This window comes from Streptomyces sp. NPDC031554, from assembly GCF_055580685.1.
The window spans coordinates 272,174-296,921 of the sequence record NZ_JBVIKX010000011.1; the positions used below are offsets into that span (position 1 = coordinate 272,174).

27 protein-coding genes are annotated in these 24,748 nt (G+C 70.3%); 23 read left to right on the forward strand and 4 right to left on the reverse strand.

Annotated features, from left to right (window positions below; translation table 11 throughout):
* Window positions 1-102: 102 nt before the first annotated feature.
* Window positions 103-990 (reverse strand): ParA family protein, encoded by an 888-nt coding sequence (locus tag ACZ5FU_RS27050; RefSeq protein ID WP_469047171.1) that lies wholly within the window; start codon window positions 988-990, stop codon window positions 103-105.
* Between the two features lie 58 nt (window positions 991-1,048).
* On the reverse strand, window positions 1,049-2,503 hold the full coding sequence (locus tag ACZ5FU_RS27055) for a ParB/RepB/Spo0J family partition protein (protein ID WP_469047205.1): 1,455 nt from the start codon (window positions 2,501-2,503) through the stop codon (window positions 1,049-1,051).
* A gap of 588 nt (window positions 2,504-3,091) precedes the next feature.
* Between ACZ5FU_RS27055 and ACZ5FU_RS27060 the strand changes: the two genes are divergently transcribed.
* Complete coding sequence (locus ACZ5FU_RS27060; protein WP_469047173.1) at window positions 3,092-3,727, forward strand: hypothetical protein; 636 nt, start codon at window positions 3,092-3,094, stop codon at window positions 3,725-3,727.
* A 453-nt stretch (window positions 3,728-4,180) separates the two neighbouring features.
* Here ACZ5FU_RS27060 and ACZ5FU_RS27065 read toward each other — a convergent pair whose 3' ends face one another.
* The gene (locus tag ACZ5FU_RS27065) at window positions 4,181-4,756 is read right to left on the reverse strand and encodes a hypothetical protein (protein ID WP_469047174.1); all 576 of its coding nucleotides are present in this window, start codon (window positions 4,754-4,756) and stop codon (window positions 4,181-4,183) included.
* Window positions 4,757-4,987: 231 nt separating this feature from the next.
* Here ACZ5FU_RS27065 and ACZ5FU_RS27070 point away from each other — a divergent pair, with 231 nt between their 5' ends.
* The 13 genes from ACZ5FU_RS27070 (at window position 4,988) to ACZ5FU_RS27130 (ending at window position 13,927) form a co-directional block, all read left to right on the forward strand.
* Window positions 4,988-5,326, forward strand: coding sequence for a hypothetical protein (locus ACZ5FU_RS27070; protein WP_469047175.1), 339 nt, complete (start codon window positions 4,988-4,990; stop codon window positions 5,324-5,326).
* 72 nt (window positions 5,327-5,398) lie between these two features.
* Complete coding sequence (locus tag ACZ5FU_RS27075; protein ID WP_469047176.1) at window positions 5,399-5,863, forward strand: hypothetical protein; 465 nt, start codon at window positions 5,399-5,401, stop codon at window positions 5,861-5,863.
* Window positions 5,860-7,044, forward strand: coding sequence for a phosphoadenosine phosphosulfate reductase family protein (locus tag ACZ5FU_RS27080; protein WP_469047177.1), 1,185 nt, complete (start codon window positions 5,860-5,862; stop codon window positions 7,042-7,044). The genes ACZ5FU_RS27075 and ACZ5FU_RS27080 overlap by 4 nt, the downstream gene beginning before the upstream one ends.
* Window positions 7,045-7,057: 13 nt before the next feature.
* Complete coding sequence (locus tag ACZ5FU_RS27085; RefSeq protein ID WP_469047178.1) at window positions 7,058-7,345, forward strand: hypothetical protein; 288 nt, start codon at window positions 7,058-7,060, stop codon at window positions 7,343-7,345.
* Entirely contained in the window at window positions 7,342-8,277 is a 936-nt protein-coding gene (locus ACZ5FU_RS27090) for a hypothetical protein (protein ID WP_469047179.1), read from the forward strand. The genes ACZ5FU_RS27085 and ACZ5FU_RS27090 overlap by 4 nt, the downstream gene beginning before the upstream one ends.
* On the forward strand, window positions 8,277-9,377 hold the full coding sequence (locus ACZ5FU_RS27095) for a DUF5131 family protein (protein WP_469047181.1): 1,101 nt from the start codon (window positions 8,277-8,279) through the stop codon (window positions 9,375-9,377). The genes ACZ5FU_RS27090 and ACZ5FU_RS27095 overlap by 1 nt, the downstream gene beginning before the upstream one ends.
* Window positions 9,374-9,601, forward strand: coding sequence for a hypothetical protein (locus tag ACZ5FU_RS27100; protein ID WP_469047182.1), 228 nt, complete (start codon window positions 9,374-9,376; stop codon window positions 9,599-9,601). The genes ACZ5FU_RS27095 and ACZ5FU_RS27100 overlap by 4 nt, the downstream gene beginning before the upstream one ends.
* Window positions 9,602-9,657: 56 nt before the next feature.
* Window positions 9,658-10,272: a WhiB family transcriptional regulator gene (locus tag ACZ5FU_RS27105; RefSeq protein ID WP_469047183.1), complete on the forward strand. Its 615-nt coding sequence runs from the start codon at window positions 9,658-9,660 to the stop codon at window positions 10,270-10,272.
* Complete coding sequence (locus tag ACZ5FU_RS27110; protein ID WP_469047184.1) at window positions 10,269-11,192, forward strand: WhiB family transcriptional regulator; 924 nt, start codon at window positions 10,269-10,271, stop codon at window positions 11,190-11,192. Before ACZ5FU_RS27105 ends, ACZ5FU_RS27110 begins: the two co-directional genes overlap by 4 nt.
* An 84-nt stretch (window positions 11,193-11,276) precedes the next feature.
* Window positions 11,277-11,672, forward strand: a complete 396-nt coding sequence (locus ACZ5FU_RS27115) for a hypothetical protein (RefSeq protein WP_469047186.1) — start codon at window positions 11,277-11,279, stop codon at window positions 11,670-11,672.
* A gap of 116 nt (window positions 11,673-11,788) precedes the next feature.
* Window positions 11,789-11,974 (forward strand): hypothetical protein, encoded by a 186-nt coding sequence (locus ACZ5FU_RS27120; protein ID WP_469047187.1) that lies wholly within the window; start codon window positions 11,789-11,791, stop codon window positions 11,972-11,974.
* Window positions 11,974-13,281: a hypothetical protein gene (locus ACZ5FU_RS27125; protein ID WP_469047188.1), complete on the forward strand. Its 1,308-nt coding sequence runs from the start codon at window positions 11,974-11,976 to the stop codon at window positions 13,279-13,281. The genes ACZ5FU_RS27120 and ACZ5FU_RS27125 overlap by 1 nt, the downstream gene beginning before the upstream one ends.
* 169 nt (window positions 13,282-13,450) lie before the next feature.
* Window positions 13,451-13,927: a hypothetical protein gene (locus ACZ5FU_RS27130; RefSeq protein ID WP_469047190.1), complete on the forward strand. Its 477-nt coding sequence runs from the start codon at window positions 13,451-13,453 to the stop codon at window positions 13,925-13,927.
* A gap of 44 nt (window positions 13,928-13,971) precedes the next feature.
* Here ACZ5FU_RS27130 and ACZ5FU_RS27135 read toward each other — a convergent pair whose 3' ends face one another.
* On the reverse strand, window positions 13,972-14,598 hold the full coding sequence (locus ACZ5FU_RS27135) for a hypothetical protein (protein WP_469047192.1): 627 nt from the start codon (window positions 14,596-14,598) through the stop codon (window positions 13,972-13,974).
* Between the two features lie 781 nt (window positions 14,599-15,379).
* On the opposite strand from ACZ5FU_RS27135, the gene ACZ5FU_RS27140 reads away from it, so the two are divergent.
* The 9 genes from ACZ5FU_RS27140 to ACZ5FU_RS27180 all read left to right on the forward strand — a co-directional run.
* Window positions 15,380-16,615, forward strand: a complete 1,236-nt coding sequence (locus ACZ5FU_RS27140) for an MFS transporter (protein WP_469047193.1) — start codon at window positions 15,380-15,382, stop codon at window positions 16,613-16,615.
* Between the two features lie 67 nt (window positions 16,616-16,682).
* Entirely contained in the window at window positions 16,683-17,948 is a 1,266-nt protein-coding gene (locus ACZ5FU_RS27145; RefSeq protein ID WP_469047195.1) for an ATP-grasp domain-containing protein, read from the forward strand.
* A gap of 241 nt (window positions 17,949-18,189) precedes the next feature.
* On the forward strand, window positions 18,190-19,470 hold the full coding sequence (locus tag ACZ5FU_RS27150; RefSeq protein WP_469047197.1) for an MFS transporter: 1,281 nt from the start codon (window positions 18,190-18,192) through the stop codon (window positions 19,468-19,470).
* Complete coding sequence (egtD, locus tag ACZ5FU_RS27155) at window positions 19,392-20,381, forward strand: L-histidine N(alpha)-methyltransferase (RefSeq protein WP_469047199.1); 990 nt, start codon at window positions 19,392-19,394, stop codon at window positions 20,379-20,381. Before ACZ5FU_RS27150 ends, egtD begins: the two co-directional genes overlap by 79 nt.
* Window positions 20,382-20,494: 113 nt before the next feature.
* The gene (locus tag ACZ5FU_RS27160) at window positions 20,495-21,748 is read left to right on the forward strand and encodes an ATP-grasp domain-containing protein (protein ID WP_469047200.1); all 1,254 of its coding nucleotides are present in this window, start codon (window positions 20,495-20,497) and stop codon (window positions 21,746-21,748) included.
* 442 nt (window positions 21,749-22,190) lie between these two features.
* Complete coding sequence (locus ACZ5FU_RS27165) at window positions 22,191-22,529, forward strand: hypothetical protein (protein WP_469047201.1); 339 nt, start codon at window positions 22,191-22,193, stop codon at window positions 22,527-22,529.
* Window positions 22,530-22,631: 102 nt separating this feature from the next.
* Complete coding sequence (locus tag ACZ5FU_RS27170) at window positions 22,632-23,411, forward strand: hypothetical protein (RefSeq protein WP_469047202.1); 780 nt, start codon at window positions 22,632-22,634, stop codon at window positions 23,409-23,411.
* Complete coding sequence (locus ACZ5FU_RS27175; protein ID WP_469047203.1) at window positions 23,408-24,094, forward strand: hypothetical protein; 687 nt, start codon at window positions 23,408-23,410, stop codon at window positions 24,092-24,094. The genes ACZ5FU_RS27170 and ACZ5FU_RS27175 overlap by 4 nt, the downstream gene beginning before the upstream one ends.
* Window positions 24,091-24,748: hypothetical protein (locus ACZ5FU_RS27180; RefSeq protein ID WP_469047204.1), on the forward strand; the 658-nt coding region annotated here is incomplete at its 3' end. The genes ACZ5FU_RS27175 and ACZ5FU_RS27180, both read left to right, overlap by 4 nt.

Consider the following 24,748-nt stretch of genomic DNA (forward strand, 5'->3'; position numbering starts at 1 on the left):
GTGCAGGCCGTCGGGAACGCGCGGCGGGCCGGCCGGGAACGGGGCAGGCCCCCGCCTTTCGGACGGGGGCCTGCCCAAGGGGTGGTTCTGTGAGAACCGGGCTCAGGCGGCTGCCTTCTCCACGAGTCCCATCTGTTCCAGCGAGCGGTCGATCGCGAGCCGGTGCTGTGAGTCGGGTACCCAGTAGGCCAACGGCTCCTGAGCGTCCAGGGACTCGGCGACCGCGGTGCTCGACGTGAGCATCGGCAGCACCATGTCGCCGTAGATCTCCCGCGCCTCGTTCTGGCGCTTGAGGTAGAACTTGCCCTGGCTCTCGGCCCGCTTGCCTTCGTTGATGAAGACCCAGCGCACGTGAGGGTTGGCGTTGAAGTACTCGTACTCCTCCCTGATTTCCTCAACACGCCGGATCAGAGCCGTGGCACCGCGCAGCTCCTTGCGACCCGGCTTGATGCAGCAGATGACCTCGGTGGCGGCCAGGAGCAGCGAGATGGTCAGGGTGCCGAGCGAGGCTGGCGGGTCGATCCAGATGAAGTCGAACTCGCCTTCCTCGATCTGCTTCGCCAGGGCGACCTGGAGCCAGAAGACACCCTTGTCGTCCTGGGCGAGCTCCTTGTCGGCGGCGCTCATCTTCTCGTCACCCCGGACCAGATACAGGTTGGGGATGATCTGGAAGGCCTCGTCCTCGTCGCCCTGCGCGATGCGGGTGCGGCCGGGGACCATCGCTTCCTTGAGGGTGTGCTTGCCGAGCATCACGTCGTGAACGGTGACGACGTTCGGCGGGAGCTGGTCTCCGTCGTAGCCGGAGTAGAACGAGGCGTCCGACTGAAGGTCGGTGTCGATGTAGAGGACCCGCTTGCCCTTCAACGCGGCCTGCACGCAGGCGTTCCAGCCGTACGTCGTCTTCCCGACGGAGCCGGCGCGGTTGATGGGGATGTAGACCGGTGGAACGTGCGGCGCGTACAGACGCGGAATGAAGTCGGTGGTGAGCATTGAGATGGCTCCGAGCAGTGTGTGGGTGTGTGGAGCGCTCGCGGACATGAGCGCGGGGTTAGCGCAGGTACTGCTGCTCCCATGAGCTGGGCTCGTACTTGGCGGCTTCGATCAGGTATCGCCAGTGCCGGATCACACGGAAGTCCGGCTTACGGCGGCGATCCTGGGCGCGAAGCTCGTCGTCAGCGAGGGCGACCGCGTACGCGAACTGCAGCATCAGCGCGCCGTCCTGCCCGGCCAGGACGTGGTCCCGGTAGGAGTTGGGGCTGCTGTACCCCTGTGCCGGCGACGAGTCGATCTCGCTCAGCCACTTGTGGGCCAACCGTACGGTCTGGGAGCCAACCATGGCCAGAGTGGTCGCTGCGGTACGCACCACATGCCCATCGACCAGCGGTTCCCTGTACTCCTGGACCAGGAGCTTGCAGGCCTCTTCGCGCCGCGCGTCCGCCGAGATCTGCTGCTTCTCCATGTCGGTGAGACGGGACTCCTGCTTCTGCGCCGTCCCCGTCTCGGCACCGGTGTTGCCGTCCGCGCCCGTCTCGTCGTCGGTGCCCTTGTCGCTGCTGTCGGTTCTGTCAGAACCGGTTGCCTCGCCGCCGTCGGAGTCGTCCCCTGGTTCGGACTGCTGCTCGAGCTGCTGCTCCCCGCCGGGTGTGGGTGTCTGCTCGTCCTTGCTCTCTGAAGCGGGCGGCGCGGACTCCTCGCTCGTGGCGGGGTGGGGAATCGGGGTGGGGGTCTTCTCCGCCTCGATCGTCGACAGCTGAACAAGTCGGCCGGCTTCGCGCGCGTCGAGGTTACGAGCCGTCATCATCTCGTAGGTCGGCATCACCAGCTGCGGGTCCTTGACGACGGAGATGATCGTGTACGCCTTGTCCGGGGTCAGGGACCCCCTCTCCGACGAAAGGATCGACTCGCGCGCCTCGGCTACCTCAGCCAGGGGCAGGATCGCGATGCGCTTGGTGACGCGGCTCTTCGACTTGCCGAAGCCGTAGTGCTCCGCGATCTCCTTGTCGCTCCACCCCTTGTTGGCCCGGAGCCGCCGGTATCCCTCACCCTCTTGAAAGCACGTGAGCGCCTGACGGTTGAGGTTCTCGTCGAGGAAGATGGAGTCGACATCGCTCGCGTGTTCATTCTGGACGTCGACCCGGAGATCGGTGAGACCAGCATCCGGAGCGGCATCGAGCCGGCAGTGACCGGCGACCACCACGTAACGGTGGTCAGGAGAGAACGCCTCTTCGTCCTCGGGGTAGTGCGCGACGTACTCCTCGACGTCGACGACGACCAGGGCTTGGATCAGGCCCTTGCGCTTGAGGGATGCGACCATGCGGTCGCGCTCTTCCGGGTCCGGCCAGAGGTCGTCGCCGCGGAGGTTCCGCGGGCACGGTGCGATCTGCGCGATCGGAACCGTGATGCCGGACCCCCGCGGCTTCGGGGCCTGGATGAAGGGCTTTTCCTTGAGCTTGATGGGTTCTTGTGGCGTGAGCGTTGAGCCGCCTGCTTGTCCGCGCGGCATACGCACCCTCCGATGTTTGTGCTTCGACAAGTCGTGTGGGACTTACGGGACCGAAGCGTAGTGGTTCTCTCCGGAACCCCTTGGAGAAACCCCTGGCTTGTGCAGGGGTAAAACGGAATCGATGTGGTCAAACAGTTGGTATTCGTCACTCGCTTCAGCTACTTCGCGCGGGGTGTGGGCCGTGGACCGGGGGTGTGGCGGGCCGTTGTCGGCCCCACCGCGGTGCGCTCGCCGGCCTTCGGCGTGATCGCGTGGCGGCAACCGGAGGTCTCAGCCGGGGGCCTGCTGAGCGGGGCAGCGTGTCGCCTCAGCTACGCGGCCGAGCCCAGTGCCTTGCGGAGGAGGCAGTGGTGCCGGGTGCGCTGTCGCATGGGGTTGGTGCCTCGGTCGCGATTCCGGCCGACGACGCCTCGCGCGCACGGTTCCTTCCGGGAGAGGTGAGTCGATGATGTGCGAATGACTTACATAGCTCCCCCAGAGTGGCCGCCGCCAGATGGATGGCCGCCGCCGTCCGACGACTGGACCCCGCCGCGGGGTTGGACGCCTGATGCGCGCCGTCCGGTCCGCATTCCGCCGGACGGGCACGGCGTGCTGCTGCCGGGCCTGCCAGGCGCCGAGGATCCCTCCGCGCCCGAATCGCCGGCCCCTTCCGCGGATGCGCGCCCCAGGGTCGTGGTGCGGATGCTGGCGCTGTGGGCGCGGTCCGTCCAGCGCGACGCCCACAGCTATTACCAGGCGGCGAGCAAGGCCGCATGGACGGATCGGGCGATCGACTACGGGGAGGAGTGGTCGCCTACCGAGGACGATCTCGCACGGGCACTCGAGGATGTGTGGGTCCGTGGCTACCGACTCGTCATGTCGGCCTACCAGATGGAGCGCTGGTCTCGGGCTCACCAACAGATCACCGGCGGTGCCGAGGAGCCGGACGAGCTCCTGAGGAAACTGCGCAACACCATTGAGCACCTCGACGAGGCGTCCTTCACCGGCCTCGTCGCGCAGAAGGGCCCGGCCGATCCAAAACGCAAGAACAAGAAGTGGTCCGTCGAGGAGCTGCCCGGCAAGGAGCTCTTCCTAGGATTCGACGCCGGCTATACCGAGGCCGCCTTCGGCCTGGTCAACTTGCGGGACGTGACGGAGCGAGCACGCCCGTACGCGATGCTTGATGTACCCGACGAACCGTTCGACGCCTACGAGCCAGACGCGTACAGCCCTGAGAGCGACTGACCCGCCCCTGCCGCGCAGTTGCTGGCCCGGCGGGCCCGCCCGGCCTGCTGCTGGATGTGCTCCGCGCTCGGCTGGTTCTGCCAGAACCGGATGTGGGTCCCAGCATGCGGAGGAGACTGACGTGCCGGGGCCCGGAGCGCGGCCCCTGGATCTCAGGACGGGATGAAGCGACGGCCGGTGCAGCTGCTCCGGCCGACGATCTTGATTCTGTATTCGCCCGCATGCCAGGGGCCGTCCACGTAGAGTGTGGGGTGCGCGTCAAGCGCAGGCTTCGAGGTCGTGTGGGCCAGTGGAGCCGCGGACAACTGTGGGCGCTCCCGTGAGGGGGTGCCCACAGTGCTGTGTGCAGTACGCCTCGCATGGGATCGCGGCCCGGCGCAAAGGGGTGTTCGGACGCTCGGCTGGGCGACTGCTCGTCAAACCGACGCCGATGGCAGACGCTCGCGTGCGGTGTCAGGGCGTTCTGGTGGGCGCGGCCGCGGCCGGCCGGTCCGGGGCAGGGAATGCAGGGGCGGCATCGCGGAGCACCTTGGCGGTGGTCTCGCACGCGCGGGCGACGTGCTCTCTGAAGGAGTAGACCTTCGGGGAACTCGCATGCCGGCGTAGATACATCAGGGCCTGAACCCACTCGACTGCGTCCTCGGGGAGCGTGTAGGCCTCGCCGCTCAGCCGCACGCCGGGAATGACCCTGACCTTGACCGGGCCCTCTCGAACGACGGTCCGCACGACCGTCTCGGTGCGTTCGACTACCTCGCGAACGGGCTCTCGGGTCCGGCCTCCATCGGCCACAGGCCGAGCGGCGCGGGCCTGCGCGGTGCGGAGTTCCCAGGCGCGGGTTCGGTGCGCGGCCTTGCAGTACTGCGGCGGCCGCCCCTTGCCCTTGTACGGGACCGGGGTGCCGCACCATGCGCACGTGCGCTGCACCAGTTGCTCCCGAACCAGGCTGGACTCACGGACGGCGATTACCGAGCCGGCCTGCTCCTCGTCCTGTCGCGGTCGATCCAGCTGGGGGGCGAGGTGTTTCGTCACGGACGTAATTCTACGAAGCCCGGTTCGTGCGCTTCGCACGGCCCCTGCAGTCGGTACCGGAGCTCTTGGCGGAAGCCCGACAGGCCCCAGGGGCGGTTCTGTCAGAACCGCGTGGTGTCTCTGCGTACGCCACACTTCCGAAAAACTAGGTTGTCTTGCCAACCTGATATGCGTTATTGTGGGGTCCGTTGAACCACATGGCACCCGTTGGTTGGGAGGTGGTGCTCGCCGGTGCGCCGCACCGTCGTCGACTACTACTCGCTATCCGAGAGCCAGCGCATGCTCGTCGACTGCACGCTGCTGGCGCTCGGGTACGACGACGCCGGATACGTCGATCCCGGAAGTGCTGAACCGTTCCCCGCCCGCCTTCGAACGAGCCTGTCCGCGTTCCTCGCACGGCAGCTGGAGATCCGCCTCCCACCCGGAGACGAGGTCGCCAAGTGCTGCGAGTGCGACGCCATCGGATCCGCTGTGGACATGCGCGAGGGCTTCGACGGCGGGATGCGCTGCACCGACGACCCGGACTCGGGCTGCCACGTCCGCTACGTCATCGAGAACGAGGCCTACTGACCGGCGCCCCCAACGCGCCCAGCCTCGCCGTGCAGGACCTCCACCGCCGTACGCCACCTGCGGAGTGCCCCCATGCCCTCTCTCAGCGCCCCCCTGCGCAAAACCCAGCACATCGTGAACCTGCACGGACTGCTCCGGAAGAGCGAGCACTTCGCCGAGCCGCGCGCTGAGGGTCGGCCTCCCTGGCTCGACCTGGCTGCGTCGGTCTACCTAGCTGTCACCGGCGAGGTCCCTGACGCCTTCCTCCGCGATCCAGCCCGGTCCCTGCGGCTCATCCACGAACAGCCGGACGTCATGGAGATCCTGGCGCGGCTCTCCGCCGCTATCCCCGGTGAGCCTCCCGCCGACCGGCCCGTCGCGGAACCGAACCTCGTCGAGCACATCGCCTCCTGGGTGATCGAGGGCGACACCCTCACCCGCAGCGGAGCACCCAGCGAGAGCGAAGTCATCGGGCTGCTGGAGCGGCTGGCCACGGCCGACGACCTCGCCCACCCCGCACGGCAGGACACCCCGATGGCAGTGAGGAGCGCACGATGACCACCCGCGCCCGGCTGGCGAAGATCTACCGTGCGACCTCCCGGCGCGTCGCCGAAGGCGGCGACCTGATGGAGGCCATGGCCGTCGCCGCCAAGAAGGCCTCGACCCTGACCGACGCCCTCAACCGCCTCGCGCAGGAACTGGACCTCGCCGCTCCCGCCCCCTGGCGACGACTCAACGCCTGGGTGGCCTTCACCGATCGGCGCACGATCCTGATCGCCCTGCAGGGGCTCGCCCACCGGCTGGCCCCGGTCCGCATGCCGATCGGCCATCTGCTCATCCATCCCCAGCGGCACGACCCGTTCGCGCACGGACACCGCGTCCTCGTCCTGACCAGTGGCGGGAAGGACAGCGCCGTCATGGAGGACGTCGTCTGTACCCAGGCCGCCGCCCGTGGGGCCCTGCACAAGGTCATAGCCGTCCACAACGACCTCGGCCGGACCGGCGAGAGCTTCAGCAACGAGCCCGTCGAGTGGCCCGGCACGCAGGACCTGGTCCGACGTCAGACCGCTCGCTACGGCATCCCCCTGGAAATCACCACCCGGCCCGGAGGCGGCCTCTTCGACCAGCTCCTGGAGCAGCGCAAGCTGTGGCCCTCTGCGGACGCCCGCTGGTGCACCTCGGACCAGAAGGAGAACGAGGGCATGAAGCGGGTCACCCACCACGCGGACGACGTCCGCGAAACGGAGGGCGTCGGGCACGTCATCCTCTACTACTGCGTGGGCCTTCGCGCCGAGGAGTCCGCTGGTCGCGCCCGAAAGCCCGAGTTCGTCATCGACCGCTCCCGCTCCAACAGCCGCCGCACGGTGATCCGCTGGCATCCCATCATCCGCTGGTCCACCCGGCAGGTCTGGCAGCACATCAAGGACCGCGGCTTGGAGTACCACCCCGCCTACGACGCGGGGATGGAGCGACTCTCCTGCCGACTGTGCGTCCTGGCCACCCGCGCCGACCTCGTCTGCGCCGCCCGCATGAGCCCCCGCCTCACCGCCGACTACGTGGCCGCCGAGCAGCAGATCGGCCACACCTTCAAAAACGGCATGTCCATCGCCGAGATCCAGCACGAGGCGCAGGAACTCGGCCCCATCACCCGCATCACTCCCGGGGCCGCCATCCAGCGCCACCTCTCCGACTCCGACCTGCCGACCGCGCCCGTGCAGCTCCAGCTGTGCAGCGCCTGACCCGGAGGACACCATGAAGACCCCCGACCTGGTCCTTGCGCCCGTCTTCTCGGACCGCAACACCGCCTACCAGCTCGCGTGGCACGAGGCTGCCGAGGAGCACGACGGCGGAGCCCCGCTCAGCGTCCTGGAGACGCGCCTTGAGTGGATGAGCGACCCCACCCTCGCCCGGTCCACCCGGCAGCTGGTGAGTCGGGCGGAGCTGGACGGCTACCGCGACTACATCCGCACCGAGCGCAACGCGCAGCACGACGACTGCCTCGCCGAGCTCCACGAGCCTGAGGGGACGGTGCTGCGGTGACCACGCCGGGCCTCCCGTTCGAGCGCGAGGCGCGTCTGCGCGCTCTGGCCGACCGGGCCTCACAGAACCCGCTCTTCCTGTCCGACTGCCAGGGCTCCCTGGAACTCTGGCGGGAGGCCGCCCTCGAGCACGTGCGGAGGGACGACACCGGCACCATCACGATGTGGTCCACCCCCTCCTCCTACAAGGTCACGGACCAGGTCCTGGAGATCAACCTGGAGACCTGGGATCCCGGAGAGGACCCGACCGAAGACGAGATCCGGCAGAACATCGCCGACCTCGCGACCGGCCGTGAGGCCGTCCCCGAGCTCCTGGACCTCATCGACCGGCTGACCGCCGAGCGCGACGCACTTCGAGGCCTGCTGACCGCGGCCGGCAACCGTGCCGACGAGAAGACACCGGTTCTGTCAGAACCGCTTCGTCCGCCGTCGGACCCGCCTACCTCGGTTCTGTCAGAACCGGTACGTCCGCCGTCGGACCCGCCCGCATCGGTTCTGTCAGAACCGGTTCGCGGGTCGTCCGCTCAGGCGCCCCGGCCGGTTCTGACAGAACCGAGGACCGGAAGCGGCGCCGTGTACACGGCCATGCTCGGCGCTGCAGAGCTCCACGCCACACAGCAGACCTGGCACGCCGCCGAGCACGGTCCGCACCCGCTGGGCGCCCCCGCCGGGCCCGGGGACCTGCGTACATGGCGGGGCACCCTGCTGCGCCTGGGCCACCACGACCTCTGGGCGCACGCCAAGAACGCCGCCGAGCAGCTCCCGCCCGGCCAGGACGTGCACGAGATGCACCACGTCCACGTACGCCTGCTCTCCGAGCCCTCCGCCGACGACACCGGCTCGCTGGCCGACCGCTGGACGCTGTGCTCCCGCACCGCCCCCGGAGCAGTCCCTGTCACGCTCGCCACGATCCACACGCTGGAGTACTCCTGATGGCCACGAATTCCTCGATTGAATGGACGGACGACACCTGGTCCCCGATCATCGGCTGCGACCGCGTGAGCAGCGGCTGCGACGGGTGCTACGCGATCCGAGAGGCATGGCGGCACTCGCACAACCCGCACCCCCAGGTCGTGGCGGCGTTCGCCGGCACAGTCCAGAAGACCGGGGACCGCCTCGACTGGACCGGCCAGGTCAACCTCCTCCACCGGCGCCTCATGCAGCCGCTGCGCGGACGCAAGCCGCGCAAGATCTTCGTCAACTCGCAGAGCGACCTGTTCCACAAGAACGTGCCGGACGACTTCATCGCCCAGGTCTGGGCCGTGATGTGCCTGGCCAGCCAGCACACCTACCAGATCCTCACCAAGCGCCCCGGCCGGGCCCGGTCCCTGCTGTCCAGCCACGCGTTCCGCACGGCCTGCGAGGAAGCCCTGACCAGGCTCGTGGACGACGAGACAACGCCGGGCCTGACGCACGCCCGGCGCGAGCACTACCGCAGCCGGTCAGGAAGCAACTTCGCCGAGCCCCTGCCGCACGTGCATCTCGGAGTCTCCGTCGAGGACCAGCGCACCGCCGACATCCGGATCCCGGTCCTCCTGGACACGCCCGCCGCCGTCCGCTGGATCAGCGCCGAGCCGCTCCTGGGACCCGTCGACCTCAAGCAGGCCGTCATCCCGATGGGCAGCCAGCGAGGCCACGGCCTGACCGCCTCCTTCGTCCACCTCGGCGACTGCTGCACGAACCAGCTCCACGGAATCAACTGGTGTGTCGTCGGCGGCGAGACCGGGCCCAAGGCCCGGCCGATGCATCCCGACTGGGTCCGCGACTTGCGGGACCAGTGCGCCAAGGCGGGCGTGCCGTTCTCGTTCAAACAGTGGGGAGACTGGGGCCCCCACACCCCCGTGGACGGCGACGGACACGTAGTCGCAGGCGCCCGCGCGCTGGCGCTCGACGGCACGCTCTACGAACCCGGCTCCCCCCAGACCGGCCCCGGCGCGGGCCTGGCGCACGTCTGCAAGGTGGGCAAGAAGAAGGCCGGCCGGGAACTGGACGGCATCACCCACGACGAGTTCCCGGCGGGGGTGACGGCATGAAGAAGCCCGCGCCGCGGCGCACCCCTCCGCGCGGCAACCGATTCCGGCTACTCATCACGTTCCCGGGCCAGGACCGCGCCCGCCGCCTCTCGACCAGCGACCTTCGAACCGCCCGCCGGATAGCGCGGCACAGCGCGCGCAGCGGCGACGCGTTCGTGACCTTCCAGACCGCGCGGCGCGGCCGCTACACCACGGCCCGCACCTACTCCTCCACCCTCACCTAAACGCGGATCGGCCCCGCACAGGCCCTGCCCCCGCATCACCCGCCCGGAGGTGAACCATGTCCCGTCCCCTGCAGTCCGTCCCCCGCCCCGCATCGACGCCGACACCGACGTGCAGCCGCGTCGATCCCGAACTCAGCCACCAGGCCTCCGCCAAAGCTCTGCGCGTCTTCAGGGGGGTCTGCCGCTCCTGCCCGTTGCTCATCACCTGCGTCGACCGCGACCTCACCAGCAAGCCCGACACGTCCGTTCTCGGCGGACTGACCGACACCGAACGTGCCGCCCTCTTCTACGCCGAGCAGGCCGGAGAGCGCGCCGACCGCGCCCAGGCCGCCGCCCTGCTGGAGCCCTGGTGGGCGGGCAAGCTGCGCTACGCCGCGAAGACCTGCCCCACGCTGGACGAGGTCACCACCGCCATCGGGAGGGTCGAGCACCGAGCTGTCAGCCGCGGCACCATCCGGCTGGCGCTCTGGTGGATCGGGATCGAGGTGCCGATGGTTGCGCAGGGAGCCCGCGGACCGGCGTACGTGGTGGCCACGCAGCACCACGACTTCGTCTCGGCGCTCACGGCGGCCCACGCCCCGGACACGACGATCGCCGACCTGCTCGGCGTGCACGTCCTGAGCATCCGCCGGGCTCGCGAGCTCGCCACAGAAGCTGAGAGCGCGGCATGACGACACGGACTCAGCCTCTGACAGCGCTCAACACGTGGCGCGACCAGGCCGTATGCGTGGGTGCGGAGCGGGATGTGTGGGCGGGCGACAGCCACGCCGACATCGACGCCGCACGTGCGGCCTGCCTGCGCTGCCCCGTGCTGGGGTCCTGCCTGCGGGATGCGCTTCGCCGCGAGGCGGCCGCTCACGCCGCCAGGGAGGGCGTACGGGCGGCGCTGACCGGGCCTCAGCGAGCTGCTCTGGTACGCGACGCAAAGGACCTGGGGCGTTACGACGCCGAGATGGCCCAGGACATCGCCGCCGAGGCACTGGGACAACCGGATCTGGTGTGGGAGATCGCGACCCGCGACGGTGCGACGCAGACCACGGCCCGGCTCGCACGCCGGATGCTGGGACGCGCTCCGCTCGTCACCGACGACCAGCACGACTCCGCTGCCGTGGACGATGGGCTGGCTCTCGCCGATGACATCCTCTTCTCCGTACGGGAGGAGTCACCCGCGGAGCTCGCCGCGCGGCTCGAGGGACTGTCCCCTTCGGACCTCAAGACGGTGGCGGTCCTGCTCGCCGCTCTGGCCGACCCCACCCGTCCCCTGGCCGAGGCACTGGCCTGGACCGAACGGGACACGAGCGACCACCCTGCCGACCTGGAACTGCCTCCTGCGGGCAAGGACTTCGTCGACGTGAACAAGACGATGCGCGCCCTGGAGGGCGAGAAGCTTCCTCTCGCCCGGCCTGAGAGGGCCGCCGCCATCCGGACCGGGATGGTCACCACCCGGATGAGCCCCGAGGCGATCGGTGAGTCCCTGGGGCTGAAGCCCGCGTCCGTCATCCGGATGTGGGCGCGCGTCCAGGAGGACGCCCGCGATGCCGGTGAAGTGGTTCCCATGCGGCCAGGAGCCACCAAAAACGACGTTGCCTAGACAACGCGTTATCGGCTACAATGGGAGGGCGGCACCAGCCCATCGGGGGTGCCGCCCTTCACTCCTGCGACGTGAGGACACTGCATGTCACCACTCAACGCGCAGCTGCTCCCGGCCGGCCTGGACCGGGGCGCCTACCAGGACTTCGCCCGAACGATCAAGCGGACCGCGATGACCGTCGTGGCCTACGACCTGCACCAGAAGGGAGAACTCCACCCGGAGGGCGACGGCGACATGCTGACCGACGCCCAGATCGACAACCTCGCCGACCTCGCGGGCGTCCACCGGCCCGGTTCCGCCGGCACGTACGACGCGGTGCGCCGGGCCGTCGCCAACTTCGGCGAGCCCGTGACCGACAGCCTCGCCCCGCAGGCCGTCGTGTACGCCCTACAGGCCGCGGGCGCCTCTCAGCTCCCGCTGCTCGACACCACGATCGCGGGCTCCCCGATCCTGTGGGCGCCGTTCCCCCTGGCCCACTGACGCACGATTCCCACCCCCCTCACGCTGCCCGCCGCGACAACCGCGGCGGGCAGCGCCGTATCCGAACACCCGCGAGGCCGACGCCACCGAGCCCGGCCCGTGCGGCAGGAGACGCCATGACCACAGCTTCCCAGCAGACCCCCGCTCAGTACGCCGCCGACCTGGTCGCCGGCCAGCCCGACATCACCACCCTCGACCTCTTCAGCCGGCTGCGCGAGGCCTACCCCGGCCTCACCCACGAGGAGAGCGCCGACCTCGCGCTGAGCGCCACCGACACAACCCGTCCGAGCCCGGAGGCGTGATGGAAGAGGCCGAGACCCTCCAGCTGTTCAACGCGCCCACGCCCGACTGGCTCCGCAACACCTTCGACGCGTTCCGGCACGCGGACGTCAAAACGCTCAACCACGGACTCGGAGTGGACTCCACCGGCCTCACCCACATGATCCTCGACGAGCCGGAGCGGTTCGGTGTCGCACCGGACTTCTCCGACTTCGTCGTCGTCACCGCGATCCTGGGGGACGAGTTCGAGGACACCAACCAGGACACCGAGAAGCACCTCTACGGCCGCCTGCGCTCCCTGGGGGTACGCACCGTCCAGGTCTCCCGCCGCGGCCCCGAGCGAGGCGATGGAATCGCGATCCTGTCGGACACCCGCAGCCCCACCCGCGTCGAGCGGCGAGGACCATACACGCTCCGCGACGAACTGCTGCTCAACGGCACGATCCCCACAGCCGCCGGCGGTCACCGGTGCTCGATGAACCACAAGGCCTGGACGCTCGACACCTTCGCCCGCCAGGCCTTCCCCGGCGCCCGTGTCGGCAAGCTCATCGGCTACAACGCCGACGAGGCCCGGCGCGCGACGAAGTCCGAGAAGAACAACAAGGGCGCCTTCGCGATGGACTACCCCCTCATCCGGGAGAACTTCGACCGGACCCGGATCGCCCGCTACGTGACCGAGCGAACCGGTGTCACCTGGGGCAAGAGTTACTGCAGTTTCTGCCCGTTCAGCGGCGTCTGCGCCTCCCGCCCCGCCCACCTGGCACGACTGCGGAAGTACCCCCACGTCGCGGCGCAGGACCTGCTGCTGGAGTACCGGGCCATGGCGCTCAACCCGCGCAGCAAGCTGTACGTCACCGAGACCCTGTACAAGCGGGTCAGCGACGATGGGCAGGTGCAGGCGCTCGGCGAGTTCGAGGCGCTGCTCGAGCAGTCGGACTGGGCGGTCTACCACGTCCGCCGGGCCTACGGAGCGGCCCGCCGGGAGAGTTGCCAGCGCAGCGGCCATCCCAAGGACTGCAAGCGCACCGCCTGCCACGACGCGTCGGCCAAGGGCGCGGTGGACCGGTCGGTGGAGACCGTCGCCACGGGCAGCCGTCAGGTCGCCCTGCAGCGCTTGAAGGCTCTGGCCGCGGAGCGTGGCCGCCCGGTCCAGCACGACGTGGAGCATCCGCTCGGCCTGGATCGCGTCACCCTGCGATACCGCCCGGACAAGGTGTACGGAACGGTCGAGCAGTTCTATGTGCTGGCGCCTGCCGGGATCAAGGACAAGGAGAAGGAGAGGTTCCCCGGCACCTGGGGCCGGATCGCCGAGCAGGGCCTGATCGCCTGATCACCCGTCACTGCACGTCGAGCGGTTCGCAGATGAACACCCGGCCTGATCAGCGAGGTGCCACAGGCCCCGGGGCATCGCCGAACGTACCAATCTGTTCGTCCCGGAGTGGCCAGGCGCTGCGGTCCCGTCACCGTGACGGGGCCGGGCGTCGCCTCGTTGGACTGATATGACGATCCCCGATCTCGGCATCACGCCGTACGGCGCAGATGGGCGCGCGAAGATCAAGCTGGAGACGTACGAGCGCAGGCTGCCCGACGGCGCGGTGCGCACGATCCAGTTGAATCCGCGCGACCCCGAGGAGTGCTGGTTCTGCGACGCCCGGCCGCCCACGCACGTCTTCACCGGCACGTCCGTGGTGATGAACCTCAAGGACACCTTCCTGGGCTGGGGAATGGGCAACCCGGATCTGCCCGCCGAAGTCTTCGAGCCGGGCGACTGGATGGTGTGCACCCCGTGCTTCGAACTGATCCAGGCCGACCGCTGGGGCAAGCTCAACCTGCGGATGCTGGAGCTGACTGCAGCCGAGGGAGGGGAAGAGGGGGCCGCTGCCCGGGCCGCACTCCGCGACCGCGAGATGCGCCGCGTCCCCGCGGAATGGCTCGCGATCCGGGCGGCCCTCATCACACCGGGCCGCGCGCTGTAGCGAGGGGAATCACTGGCCGGCGATGTCCCCGGCTTGAGCGGAGCTCATGCCAGCCGCCCGGCGAGCGCGGCCAGGCGTTCCATCTCGTCCAGGCCGTCGTTGCAGCACCGCCCGCACACCAGGCGAAGCTTGTTCGGCTTCTCCGGCAGCGGGATGTTGTACGGCAGCCGGTTCTCGCCGTCGCGCTGGCGCATGTCGTAGTCGCATTCGGCGCACAGCAGGCGGGCTGCCCGTGCCTGCTTCTCAGTCCAGGCCGGCCAGTCCGCCGCCAGGGCGAAGTCCATCACGGCCATACCTTCGGCCTTCGGCTGGAAGATTGCGAAGCCCCACCCCGGGCCCTCGTCGGGGATGCTGTCGATGGATACCTCCAGCGACGGCATCCAGTGCACCAGGTGCGTCAGGTCCTTGCGGGCGATCCGGACCTCCTCGCCACGGCGTAGCTGGGTGAAGGGGGAGTTGGCCAGCGGGAAGCGGCAGGCCGTCACGGTGGTGTACGGCACCTGCAGTAGCTCGAGGTCCCGGCCGATCTCGGCGGCGGTGGCCTTCCACTCCCCGCATCCGGTCTCGCGCCACAGCGCGAGACCGTCGCTGTTCAGCACACCGGACACCCTCACCGTGCTGATGACGCGCCGCTGCGCGGCCCGCACCTCCGGGAGAACTGCTTCCGCCATCGGATCACCCTCATCTCGCCAACAGCACCCGGGCGGATGCCGTCCGGCTGGTCAACGATCGGTAGCGCCGGGCCGTCCGGTGCGACTTTTCACCGCGCCCGCCCCAGCTCAGGAGCAGGGTGGTCCAGAGCCCGTTCGGCATCGCGACCTCCGGTCGGAAGAGCCCCGACAGTGCCACAGCGCCAGCCAGAACCGTCAGGGTGTTCCTGACGCCCCCTCTGGGGGTCCCTTCGCGCGCCCTGCCACGCGTCACCTCGGGAGACAGCCCCCAGGCCTGGCCGCACCCGCTCCCAGCGTCCTGACCAGGCCGAATAGTGCTGCTCGCGCATGAAAACAGCGGCTGCTGCTCGTTGCCCGGCCCCCCGGGAGCCGCCGGGCCTATCCCAGCACCCTGCGTTCGCCGGGACGCACATTTCTGATGAACCACCAAAAGCGGGACGCACCCATGCTATTCACCGTCCCGGACCGCTGAGTCCCCTGGCTACCGTCGCCGACGTGGAAGCAGCCGTTTCCGCCGGGGCGAGTCGACCTGACCGGCCCGCCCCGTCAGTTCTTCCTGCGTGCGAGGAATCCCGGAAGCTCCGGGTCCCAGACCGCAACCCGTTCCCGGCCTGCGGATCCCTCCCGCCCGGCCGGGACACCCGTCGAGGAGCCGGGCCGCGGCCCCCGTTCTGCGGCACCGGCCCTCGACCGCGGGCGGGGGCGCCTGTTGGGCGGCGCCCCCGCCCCCGCCGCGACGAGCACCCGCGCCCGTTGCATCCATGTCCGCCTGGAGGAGCGCGTGTCCACCGCCGTCGTACGGGTAGCCGAGCCCGCCTCACCACGCTCGGGCCGCTGGCCGACGTCGGTCTGGGCCCTCCTCGCAGGCACCTTCATCACCCGCGCAGGCGGCTTCACCTACCCCTACCTCGCCTACCACCTCGCCGATCGTGGCGTGGGAGCGTCCTGGGCAAGCATCGTGCTGGCCTTGTTCGGCGCCGGGTGGCTGGTGGGGCAGGTCACGTTCGGATCGCTGGCCGACCGTATCGGCCGTCGCGCCACCCTCGTCACGGCGATGACCGCAGCGGCGGTCGTCTTCCCGATCCTGGCCGGGACCCACGCCCTGGGCGCACTTGCCGCCGCGGCGTTCGTCGCCGGCGTCGTCTACGACGCGCCCCGCCCGATCGTGTCCGCGGTCATCGCCGACACCATCCCCGACGAACCGACCCGGGCCAAGGTCGCGGGATGGCGGCACTTCGCTGTCAACCTGGGCGCGGCCTGCACCGGCGCGGTCGGCGGCATGCTCGCCGAACCGGTCGGCATCCCGGTCCTGTTCTGCATCAACGCCGCCGTGTGTGCGGTGTTCGCGGTCGTCGCCCGGTGCGTGCTGCCGCCGACCCGGTCCAAGGGCCAGGTGCCGCAGGGAAGTTACCGAGCCGCACTGACAGATGCGCGGCTGCTCTTCCTGTGGCTGGCCAGCGTGTGCGCACTCATCCCGGTCGCTGCCCTGTACTCGGTGCTGCCGCTGATGATGGCCGAGGACCACCTCCCCACCTCCGCGTACGGCTGGTCCCAGGTCGCCGGAGCGATCGCGGTCCTGGTCCTCTCACCGCTGATGAACCCCTGGCTCGCCCGCCGTGCCGCTGGCCCCGCCCCGATGGTCGGACTCCTGGCGGCCAGCGCCCTCCTCCTGGGCGCAGGCATGGGATCGGCCGGACTCACCTCCAGCCCGGTCGGCTACGCCGCCGCTGTGGTCATCGCCGTGCCCGGCGAGATCGCGGCGTTCATCTGCGCCGCCGACGTCGTCAACCGCATCGCCCCCGCCCACTCGCGCGGCCTGTACGCCGGAATCTGGGGCACCACCCTCGCAGTCGCCGTGCTCTGCGCACCCCTGCTCGCCGGATGGTCACTCGCCGAAGGCGGTCACCAGCTGGTCGCCATATCCCTGACGGGCTGCGGCGTACTCGGCGCCGCCGCGTGCCTGCCCCTGGCCGTCCTCACCCATCGCCTTCGCGAGCCCACCCGCCCGGGCCCCTGACGCCCCGCCCGCCTGTGGCCCGCCGTTCCATCCCGTGCTCGACACCCGTAGACCGTGGAGGCCTGCTGTGCCCGATCCCGAACCGATTCTGCTCATCGGGGCCGGCGGCGACGCCGCCGAGTACCGCGAACCCGTCCTCTCTCGCATCGCAGCCGTGCGGCCCGTCGTTCTCGTCGACTCCGCCCCGCCCGCCTGGACGAACCCGTACCTGACCGGGCACGTCAGCGCCGATCTGACCGACCAGATGGCGACGTCCGGGGCGGTCAAGGCATACACGGCCGAGCATGAAGTGGGCGGAGTCATGGCCTACATGGAGCACCACGTGGTGACCGCGGCCCTCCTCGCTCAGCAGCTGGGACTGCCCGGCAGTACCCCCGAGTCCATGCAGGCCTGCCGGGACAAGGCGCTCTCCCGCCAGCTCCTCGCCGACCACCAGGTGCCCTCGGCCCGGTCGATGCAGGCATCGAACCCGGACGAGGCGGCCGCTCACGCCGACCTGATCGGCTACCCGGTCGTGGTCAAGCCGCGCAGCCAGGCCGGCAGTGCCGGTGTGGTGCGGGCCGACAACGCACCCCAGGTACGGGCGTCGTTCGAGCGGGCTGCCCACGAAACCGTCCTCGGCCTCGACAGGTACGGCGCGCAGGGCGTGCTCGTCGAGGAGTTCCTGGACGGGCCGGAGATATCGGTGGAGACCGCCGTCCTCGGTCCGGGCGAAGTCCGGCTTCTGGCGGTCACCCGCAAGCTGCCGACACCCGCTGGCGCGGCCACCACGCAGGAGTACGGGCACGTCGTCGACTCCCGTGACCCGCTGCTGACCGACCCGCAGCTCGCCCGGGTTGTCACGGGCGCAGTCCATGCACTCGGACTGACCCTCGGAGTGCTGTGTATCGAGGTCAAACTCACCTCAACGGGGCCGCGCATCGTCGAGGTCAACGGCCGGATGGGTGGAGACCTGCTGCCGGTGCTCGTCGAGCGAGCGCTGGGCCTGGACCTCGCGCAGATCGCGGCCGACCTGGCGACCGGCGGCCGGCCCCAGCTGACCCCGACGCTGCAGCGCGCCGCAGGAATCCAGTTCGCCTACCCCACCGTGTCGGGCGTCCTGAACCACCTCAGCGTCCCCGCCCACTTGGGCCGCCTGCCCGGGGTGGAGCGGATCGTCCTGTCCCAGCAGTCCGGTGCCAGGGTCTCGGCGCCGCCGCACGCCACCCTCGCCGACCGGCTCGGTTTCTGGATGGTCGCCGGTGACACGGCCGCCGACTGCCGCAGCCGCCTCGAGGATGTCGCCCATCACCTGCAGGTGGAGATAGCCAGCGACGTCTACGCCACGACCTGACCCGTAACTCGCCCCCGTCGCGGTGCCTTCGGCATGACGGGGATCAGCGGCCGTACTCGCGCCCGCTGGCCGCTCGGTCCCGCAGTCACGGCGGCACCCCACGGACGCCGCAGGCCTGCCCTGGGGCCGCACGCATCTCCCACCGGCGCCGCGCGTTCGCCCCGCCTCCTTTGACCTTCTGCTGGAGAAGTCCATGCCTCTCATGTGCTCTGTCACGGCCCGGGCGGGCCGGTGAACCTGGATGACCGTCGTTGAGACCGCGCCCAGACCCGCTGTGGCGGCACCGCCCGCGGTCCGCTACCGCGACGTCCTGGCCGTGCCCTACGCCGGACGACTGCTGGTCGGCACTCTGATCGGCCGCCTGCCGACCGGCATGGCTCCGCTGGCGATCCTCCTGCTCACCGCCCCCGGTCTGGGATACGGCAGGGCCGCCGCTCTGGCCGCGCTCTATCCGGTGGCGAACGCCGTCGGCGGCCCGGTCCTCGGCCGCCTCGTCGACCGCTGCGGGCAGACCACGGTGCTCACGGCGGGAGCCGTGCTGAGCGGTGCGGCCTTCCTCGCGCTTGGCCTGGGCGGACCGCTCTGGCTGGTCGCCGCGGTGCTGATCGCTGGAGGGGCGCGGCCTCCGCTGGATCCGGCACTCCGGGCGCTGTGGGCCAAGGGGATGCCGAGCCGAGAGCACACCCGGGTGGCGTTGGCCCTGGAGAGCGCAGTACAGGAGCTGATCTACGTCATTGGGCCCCTGACGGTGGCCGGGATCGCGGCGACGGTGTCGGCGTACTGCGCGGTGGCGCTGACCGCTGCGCTCGGCGCCATGGGTACCGTCCTCGTCATCACGAGCCCGCCCTCCCGTGTGTGGACTGCAGGACACCGGGCGCGCGCCGACTGGCTGGGGCCGCTGCGGTCCGGGCATCTGAGGCTGCTGTACCTGGCCATGCTGTGCGTCGGCGTGCCCATGGGTGCCCTCACCCCCCTCGCGGTGGACGCCGCCGCCCGCTTCGACGATCCGGGGCTGTCCGGAGTACTGCCGGCCGCACTGTCGGTGAGCGCCTTCTTCGGCGGGCTCGTGTACGGCAGACGCTCGTGGCCGGGCACGACCTCCCGCCATCTGCTCGTGCTGTCCGGCGGGTTCACGGCCGGCTGGCTTCTGCTGCCTGGGGCGGTCAACACCACCACCGTGCTGGTGGCGGTCCTCGTCCCGGGCCTCTTCATGGCGCCATTACTCGGGGCGGCCAACCTCGCGGCATCCGCCGCCGCTCCGGCCGGCACCGTCACGGAGGCCAACGCCTTGCTGGTGGCTGCCCTAGACGTCGGCTGCGCGCTGGGCATCGCTGCCGCGGGGCTCGCCCCGACCACTGCCGTGCTGCCCGCCGGCGCCGCGGCCGCCACCGTGCTCCTGGCCGCCGCGCACTACCGCATCCGATCCACAGGAGGTCTCTCCCCATGTTCACCGTCACCGACGACGCCCTCACCGCCCGACGGCTCAGCGCCGAGCTGCGCGCCGACGCACGCCGGGGCCTGACGGCGCACCCCAAGCATCTGCCGCCGAAGTGGTTGTACGACGACCGCGGCAGCGCCCTGTTCGAGGAGATCACGGCGCTCCCGAACTACTACCCATTCCTCTCCGAGATGCGGCTGCTGGCGGACTGCAGCGCCGACATCGCTTCCGCCACGGGCGCGCGGACGCTCATCGAACTCGGCCCGGGTGCCGCGAGCAAGACCTGTCTGCTCGTCGACGCGCTCTCCGTGCGGGGAACCCTGTACGACTATGTGCCCGTCGACGTCAGCGCGAGCGCGCTGGGGATGGCGTACACCGCCTTGTCCAGCGCCTACCCGGGCATCGCCGTGGATCCGGTCCTCGGCGACTTCACCACCGCGCTCGAGCTGCCGCCGTCCACCGGCCCCCGCCTGGTGATCTTCCTGGGGGGCACCCTGGGCAATCTCCTGCCCGCGGAACGGGCCGCCTTCCTGCGCTCCGTACGCTCCCGGCTGGCTCCCGAGGACGCCCTGCTGCTCGGCGTCGACCTGGTCAAGGACCCGTCCACCATCGTGGCCGCGTACAACGACTCCACCACGGCCGCGTTTTCCAAGAACATCCTGGCCCGGCTCAACCGCGAGCTCGGCGCCGACTTCGAACTGGACCTGTTCGAACACCACGCCGTGTGGGATGCCGAGGCCGAGTGGCTCGAAATGCGACTGCGTGCGCTCAAGGACGTCACCGTCACCCTGCGCGAACTCGGCGGCCTGGCCGTGCACTTCGACGAGGGCGAGGAACTGCGCACCGAGGTCTCGGCCAAGTTCCGAGCGGCCGGACTCGCCGGTGAACTCGCGGCCGCGGGCCTGGAGATGACGCGCTGGTACACCGCCCCCGATCAGTTCTATGGCCTGGCTCTCGCCGCCCCGCGCCGGGCCGAATCCAGCCCGGCCCGCTGAGCCCGGGCCCGCGCCCTCAGGATCGCCAGCGTGCCCGGCCCAAGCACAACCCTCTCCCCGTGCCCAAGGAAGGAAGCGCCGTGCCACAGGCCGCCCGTGCTACTCCGCTGCGAGTGGCTTCCCAGCTCCCGCCGTCGATTCTGCCGACCCTGCTGCTGGTGGGCGCCGGATCGCCGGACGACCAGGGTTTCGGGCTGGAGCGGATCGCCTCCGCGCACCGCGTGATCCTGCTCGACCAGGCCGCGCCCGACTGGGCACGCCGCCACCTGGCCGGACACACACCCTGTGAACTCAGCGATCCGGCGTCGGTCGTCTCCGCCGCGACCCGGCTGGCACAGATCGTGCCGGTGGGAGGGGTCCTGGCCGCGAGTGCAGTCCGCGTCGGCCTCGCCGCGCAGGTGGCCCGGCGCCTAGGCCTGCCGGCACCAGCCGTGCGGGGCGTACGGGCCAGCCACGACACCGCCTTCGCCCGGCATCTGCTGACGCTGGCCCAGGTGCCCACGCTCCGCACGGCGCGCACGGCCGACGAGACCGCCGCCCTACGGGAGGCCGCCGTGCTCGGGTATCCCGTCCTGGTGCGGCCGGACGTGCCGGGGCCTTCCTCGGGCTGCCGCGCCGACACCCCGGATGGCCTGCGCCGGGCCTATCGGGCTGTCAGCTCGGCGCGCAGCGACGGTACCGGCGTCCTGGTAGAGGAGCTGGAGAACGGATCCGACGCGAGCATCGAGGGCGTCATCGACAGCTCGGGCCGGCTCGCCATCGTCGCGATCGTCCGTACGACCTCCGGCGCGTGGCCCGTTCCGGCGACCGGCCATACCGTGGACGCCGGTGACCCGTTACTCGACGATGAGGGCCTGAGGCAGCACGCGGCGGCCGCGGTCCGGGCGGTCGGACTGAAGAGGGGCCCTGTCCGTATCCTCCTTCGGCTCACCGCGCATGCGTATCGCCTTCTGTCCGTGCAACCCGTACTGGCCGCCGATCTGGTACCCCGGCTCGTCGAGTTGGCGACCGGTGTCGACTTGCCCATGGCCGCAGCCACCGCGGCCATGGGCGGCCGACCCCTCATCGAGCCGATCCGGCACCGTGCGGCGGCCGTCCGTTTCCTGTATCCGCCCGCTGCCGGGTACCTCGATTCGGCCCAGACCGGCGCTCCGCTCGGTGCCGAATGGCTGGAGCGGTTCCGCTGGACTCGCCACCTGGGCGCCTATGTCCATGGTCCCGAGGCCGCTACGGTCACCGACCGGCTGGCGCAGTTCATCGTCACGGGGCGGGACGGCGAGCAGTGTCTGGACCGGCTGCGTTTGGTCGAGGAACAGACAGCGTTGCGGATCCGGCCGCACACCGTGGTGCATTCCTGCACCTGGTGAAGCCCCGGGCCTCCGGGGCCGGCTGACTGCGACGACGATTCGTAGTTGGCACTGCGGCATGGCGCTGACCAGCGCATGTCCCAGATATGTGTCCTAGCACGCGCGCCGAGTTCAGAGGGGATAGTTGGCACTGACGTACAGGTAGGAGTCCCGCGCGTACATCGGCCGCGCCGCTGACCAGCAGACTCGCGCGCCGAGATTCACCGGTGCCAACTACCCCTCTTTTGTGCCAACTACGAATCCTCGTCGCACTGGCCCGAGCACCAAGCGCCGGTTCTGTCAGAACCACCCTGCCGTAAAACTGGGGTTGCATGGACAACGCTATATCCCTAGAGTGGGGGTGTCCCTCGGGGCCTCGCCTACAGTCCGGCGAGGTCCCCATCGCCGAGGCCGCGCCCCAAATCCCCCTGGGGGCGCGGCCTCTCACCGACGGAGGCCCTTGATGCGGAAGGCCGCCCAGAACATCACGGACACCCTCGTCCCGCTGCTGATGGCCCTGGGCGGCCTGATCTGCGCCCGCTACGGTGCCGTCCTCGCCGAACGGCAGGACGCCAGCCTGTGGTGGCAGATCGGCTCCGGTATCGGCGCCTACCTGATCTCCGTCGCGCTCCTGGGACTCCTCGCACACGACGACCCGTACGACGCGATCGCGAGCGCGACCTCCGCTCTCCTGCGCCTCACACACGCCCTGCTGAGCGCCGGCTTCCACCTCCTGCTGGCCGTGGCCGCCACTGCCATATGGGTTCTCGGCGTGGCCACCCCGGCCCCCGCCACCGCCTGACGCGCCAGCGCGCCTCCCTGACCCCTCGCACCGGCCGGCGACAGGCTCCGGGCCGTCAACGGGCCGGTGCCACCGACCACTTCGCGAAGGAGATCTCTCCGCATGAGCGACACCGCCGGCACTGCCGCGCCCGTCGACGGGCGGAGCCTGCTGGCCGACCTGGCCCAGCTCCACTTACGCAGTTCCCTCCCTCCACTGCCGAAGGATGCCGCCGCCTTCGGCTGGCAGATGCAGACGGCTGTCGTCGCCGCTCTCGCCACCCGCATGCTGGCGTACATCCAGGACATCGACGAGGAGCGGGCGGCCGACTTCGCCCGCTGGTACCAGGGCAGGTTCGGTGAGGGGCCGGAACTCCTCGGTGAGTCCTACTGGATCGAGCGGCACGTGGCCACACCTGCCGGAGCCGACATCCACGAGTGGATCCGCGAGGCCAAAGAACTCGCCGTCGCCGCGGCCGCTTACACCCAGCAGCCCACGCCGATCAGCCAGTTCCGCAACGGCCTCGGCGACGACGTGCTCGCCCAACTGATCAGGGGGCTGGGCGCGTCGTGGGAGGAGTGGGAGCAGCACGGCCACCTGCGCCGCCGTTGCATCGTCCCGCGCTGCACACGCGACTTCGACTTCCGTGACCTGCGGTCCTCGACCGCCGACTCCCCGGAGGCGGCCGGCTGGATGCACTCGTCCGCGGTCGGCTTCGCCTGTCCGCAGCACGCGCAGGCCTTGTGGGGCGAGCAGCAGCACAGCCCGGACTGGCGCTCCCACGACGGCGGTCTCGCGCTGAACTGCGCCTGTGGCTGGTCCTCCGGCCGGGCGGAGTTCCGTGCCCACGGCATCACCCTGTATCTCGTGCACGCCCTCGACACCCTGCGGATCGCGTCATGAACGCGGACCGGGCGGGGGCGATGATTCAGGCCCGCGCGGACGAACTGCGGGCCCAGATTCGGCCGCTCGGCCTCTGGGCTCGGTTCATGGGCTACTTCGGTGTCGAAACCTCAGCGGCCCGCCAGGCCCGTGAACTGGCCGAGGAAGCGGATCGGTGCGAGGTCGGCGGGCGCGGTGAACGTCTCACCGTCGAGATCGTCTCGGTGCTGGGAGATGACGACTGGTACGGCTTCTGGTCCCGCCCGATCCCCGGCGCCAACGTCGCCGACGCCGACGCGGTGCTCGCCCCGCCCTGCGGGACCTTCATCGTCCTGCTGGACTCGAAGTACTGGAGCAGCAAGGGTCTCGTCCGCGCGGAGGGCAAGGTCCTCAAGCACGGCGAGCGGGACTGCCGTGACATCGGCAGCATCCTGTTCGAGACCAAGATGCTCACCAAGGCGCTCCGGGAAGCCGCCGAGCGGGGCCAGCCCCACCCTTCCGTGATCCCGATCATCGTGGTGCACAACGCTCCCGTCGCCAACGAGGGCTTCACCCTGCAGGGCGTGCGTGTCCTTCCCGCACACCGCCTCCTCGAGGAACTGAGGGACCTGGTCGGACGGCGGAATCCCGCCCTGGCCGCACAGGTCGCCGAGCAGGCCGACCGGGTATTGCGCGCTCCATCCGAGGAGGACGAGGACGAATGAGCGGATCGATAACCGCCAGGGCCCAACGCGTCGCGGTGGCCGGCGGGACCGGGGTCTTCACGGGGCTGGTCGGTGCCGCCGCCGTCGGCCTGTTCACCGGCGGCACCGGGTGGGCCCTACTGGCGGGCACAGTCACCGGGTTGGCCGGCCATCAGATCGGCGCACAGCGCTGGGACCGGGCGGCCAACGCCCGAGCACCGCAGGTCGAGGCCACCATTCACGCCCTGAAGCCACTGGCGGAGGACGGCTGGCACGTCCTCACCGCCCGCAGCGTCGGCCGCCGGAACGAACCCAGGTATCACCTGTGCATCCCCCCGTCCGCGAACATCGTCCTGCTGCTCATGGACGTCCCCTGGCGGAAAGGGGAGCTCATCCACCTCAACGGCTACAACCAGCTGACCAGCGGGACCGAAATCCACGAGCGGACCGTCGAGGCCCTGCTGAACGCCAGCAACCACGTCCGCCGCACCCTCGACAAGCGCAAGCACCGACGGCGGCTGGGCGTGTTGAGCGTCGGCCAGGTCCTGCCCGTGCACAACGCCCCGGTACTGGACGAGCACCTGCAGGGCGTGCGTGTCCTTCCCGCACACCGCCTCCTCGAGGAACTGAGGGACCTGGTCGGACGGCGGAATCCCGCCCTGGCCGCACAGGTCG

Bases quoted from the DNA above. Each gene is read 5' to 3' on its own strand.
- ACZ5FU_RS27165 (WP_469047201.1), top strand. From the start codon at position 22,191: ATGCGGAAGGCCGCCCAGAACATCACGGACACCCTCGTCCCGCTGCTG.
- ACZ5FU_RS27115 (WP_469047186.1), top strand. From the start codon at position 11,277: ATGTCACCACTCAACGCGCAGCTGCTCCCGGCCGGCCTGGACCGGGGC.
- ACZ5FU_RS27095 (WP_469047181.1), top strand. From the start codon at position 8,277: ATGGCCACGAATTCCTCGATTGAATGGACGGACGACACCTGGTCCCCG.
- ACZ5FU_RS27050 (WP_469047171.1), bottom strand. From the start codon at position 990: ATGCTCACCACCGACTTCATTCCGCGTCTGTACGCGCCGCACGTTCCA.
- ACZ5FU_RS27100 (WP_469047182.1), top strand. From the start codon at position 9,374: ATGAAGAAGCCCGCGCCGCGGCGCACCCCTCCGCGCGGCAACCGATTC.
- ACZ5FU_RS27110 (WP_469047184.1), top strand. From the start codon at position 10,269: ATGACGACACGGACTCAGCCTCTGACAGCGCTCAACACGTGGCGCGAC.
- ACZ5FU_RS27055 (WP_469047205.1), bottom strand. From the start codon at position 2,503: ATGCCGCGCGGACAAGCAGGCGGCTCAACGCTCACGCCACAAGAACCC.
- ACZ5FU_RS27105 (WP_469047183.1), top strand. From the start codon at position 9,658: ATGTCCCGTCCCCTGCAGTCCGTCCCCCGCCCCGCATCGACGCCGACA.
- ACZ5FU_RS27085 (WP_469047178.1), top strand. From the start codon at position 7,058: ATGAAGACCCCCGACCTGGTCCTTGCGCCCGTCTTCTCGGACCGCAAC.
- egtD (WP_469047199.1), top strand. From the start codon at position 19,392: ATGTTCACCGTCACCGACGACGCCCTCACCGCCCGACGGCTCAGCGCC.
- ACZ5FU_RS27175 (WP_469047203.1), top strand. From the start codon at position 23,408: ATGAACGCGGACCGGGCGGGGGCGATGATTCAGGCCCGCGCGGACGAA.
- ACZ5FU_RS27135 (WP_469047192.1), bottom strand. From the start codon at position 14,598: ATGGCGGAAGCAGTTCTCCCGGAGGTGCGGGCCGCGCAGCGGCGCGTC.
- ACZ5FU_RS27125 (WP_469047188.1), top strand. From the start codon at position 11,974: ATGGAAGAGGCCGAGACCCTCCAGCTGTTCAACGCGCCCACGCCCGAC.
- ACZ5FU_RS27120 (WP_469047187.1), top strand. From the start codon at position 11,789: ATGACCACAGCTTCCCAGCAGACCCCCGCTCAGTACGCCGCCGACCTG.
- ACZ5FU_RS27080 (WP_469047177.1), top strand. From the start codon at position 5,860: ATGACCACCCGCGCCCGGCTGGCGAAGATCTACCGTGCGACCTCCCGG.
- ACZ5FU_RS27075 (WP_469047176.1), top strand. From the start codon at position 5,399: ATGCCCTCTCTCAGCGCCCCCCTGCGCAAAACCCAGCACATCGTGAAC.
- ACZ5FU_RS27130 (WP_469047190.1), top strand. From the start codon at position 13,451: ATGACGATCCCCGATCTCGGCATCACGCCGTACGGCGCAGATGGGCGC.
- ACZ5FU_RS27150 (WP_469047197.1), top strand. From the start codon at position 18,190: ATGACCGTCGTTGAGACCGCGCCCAGACCCGCTGTGGCGGCACCGCCC.
- ACZ5FU_RS27170 (WP_469047202.1), top strand. From the start codon at position 22,632: ATGAGCGACACCGCCGGCACTGCCGCGCCCGTCGACGGGCGGAGCCTG.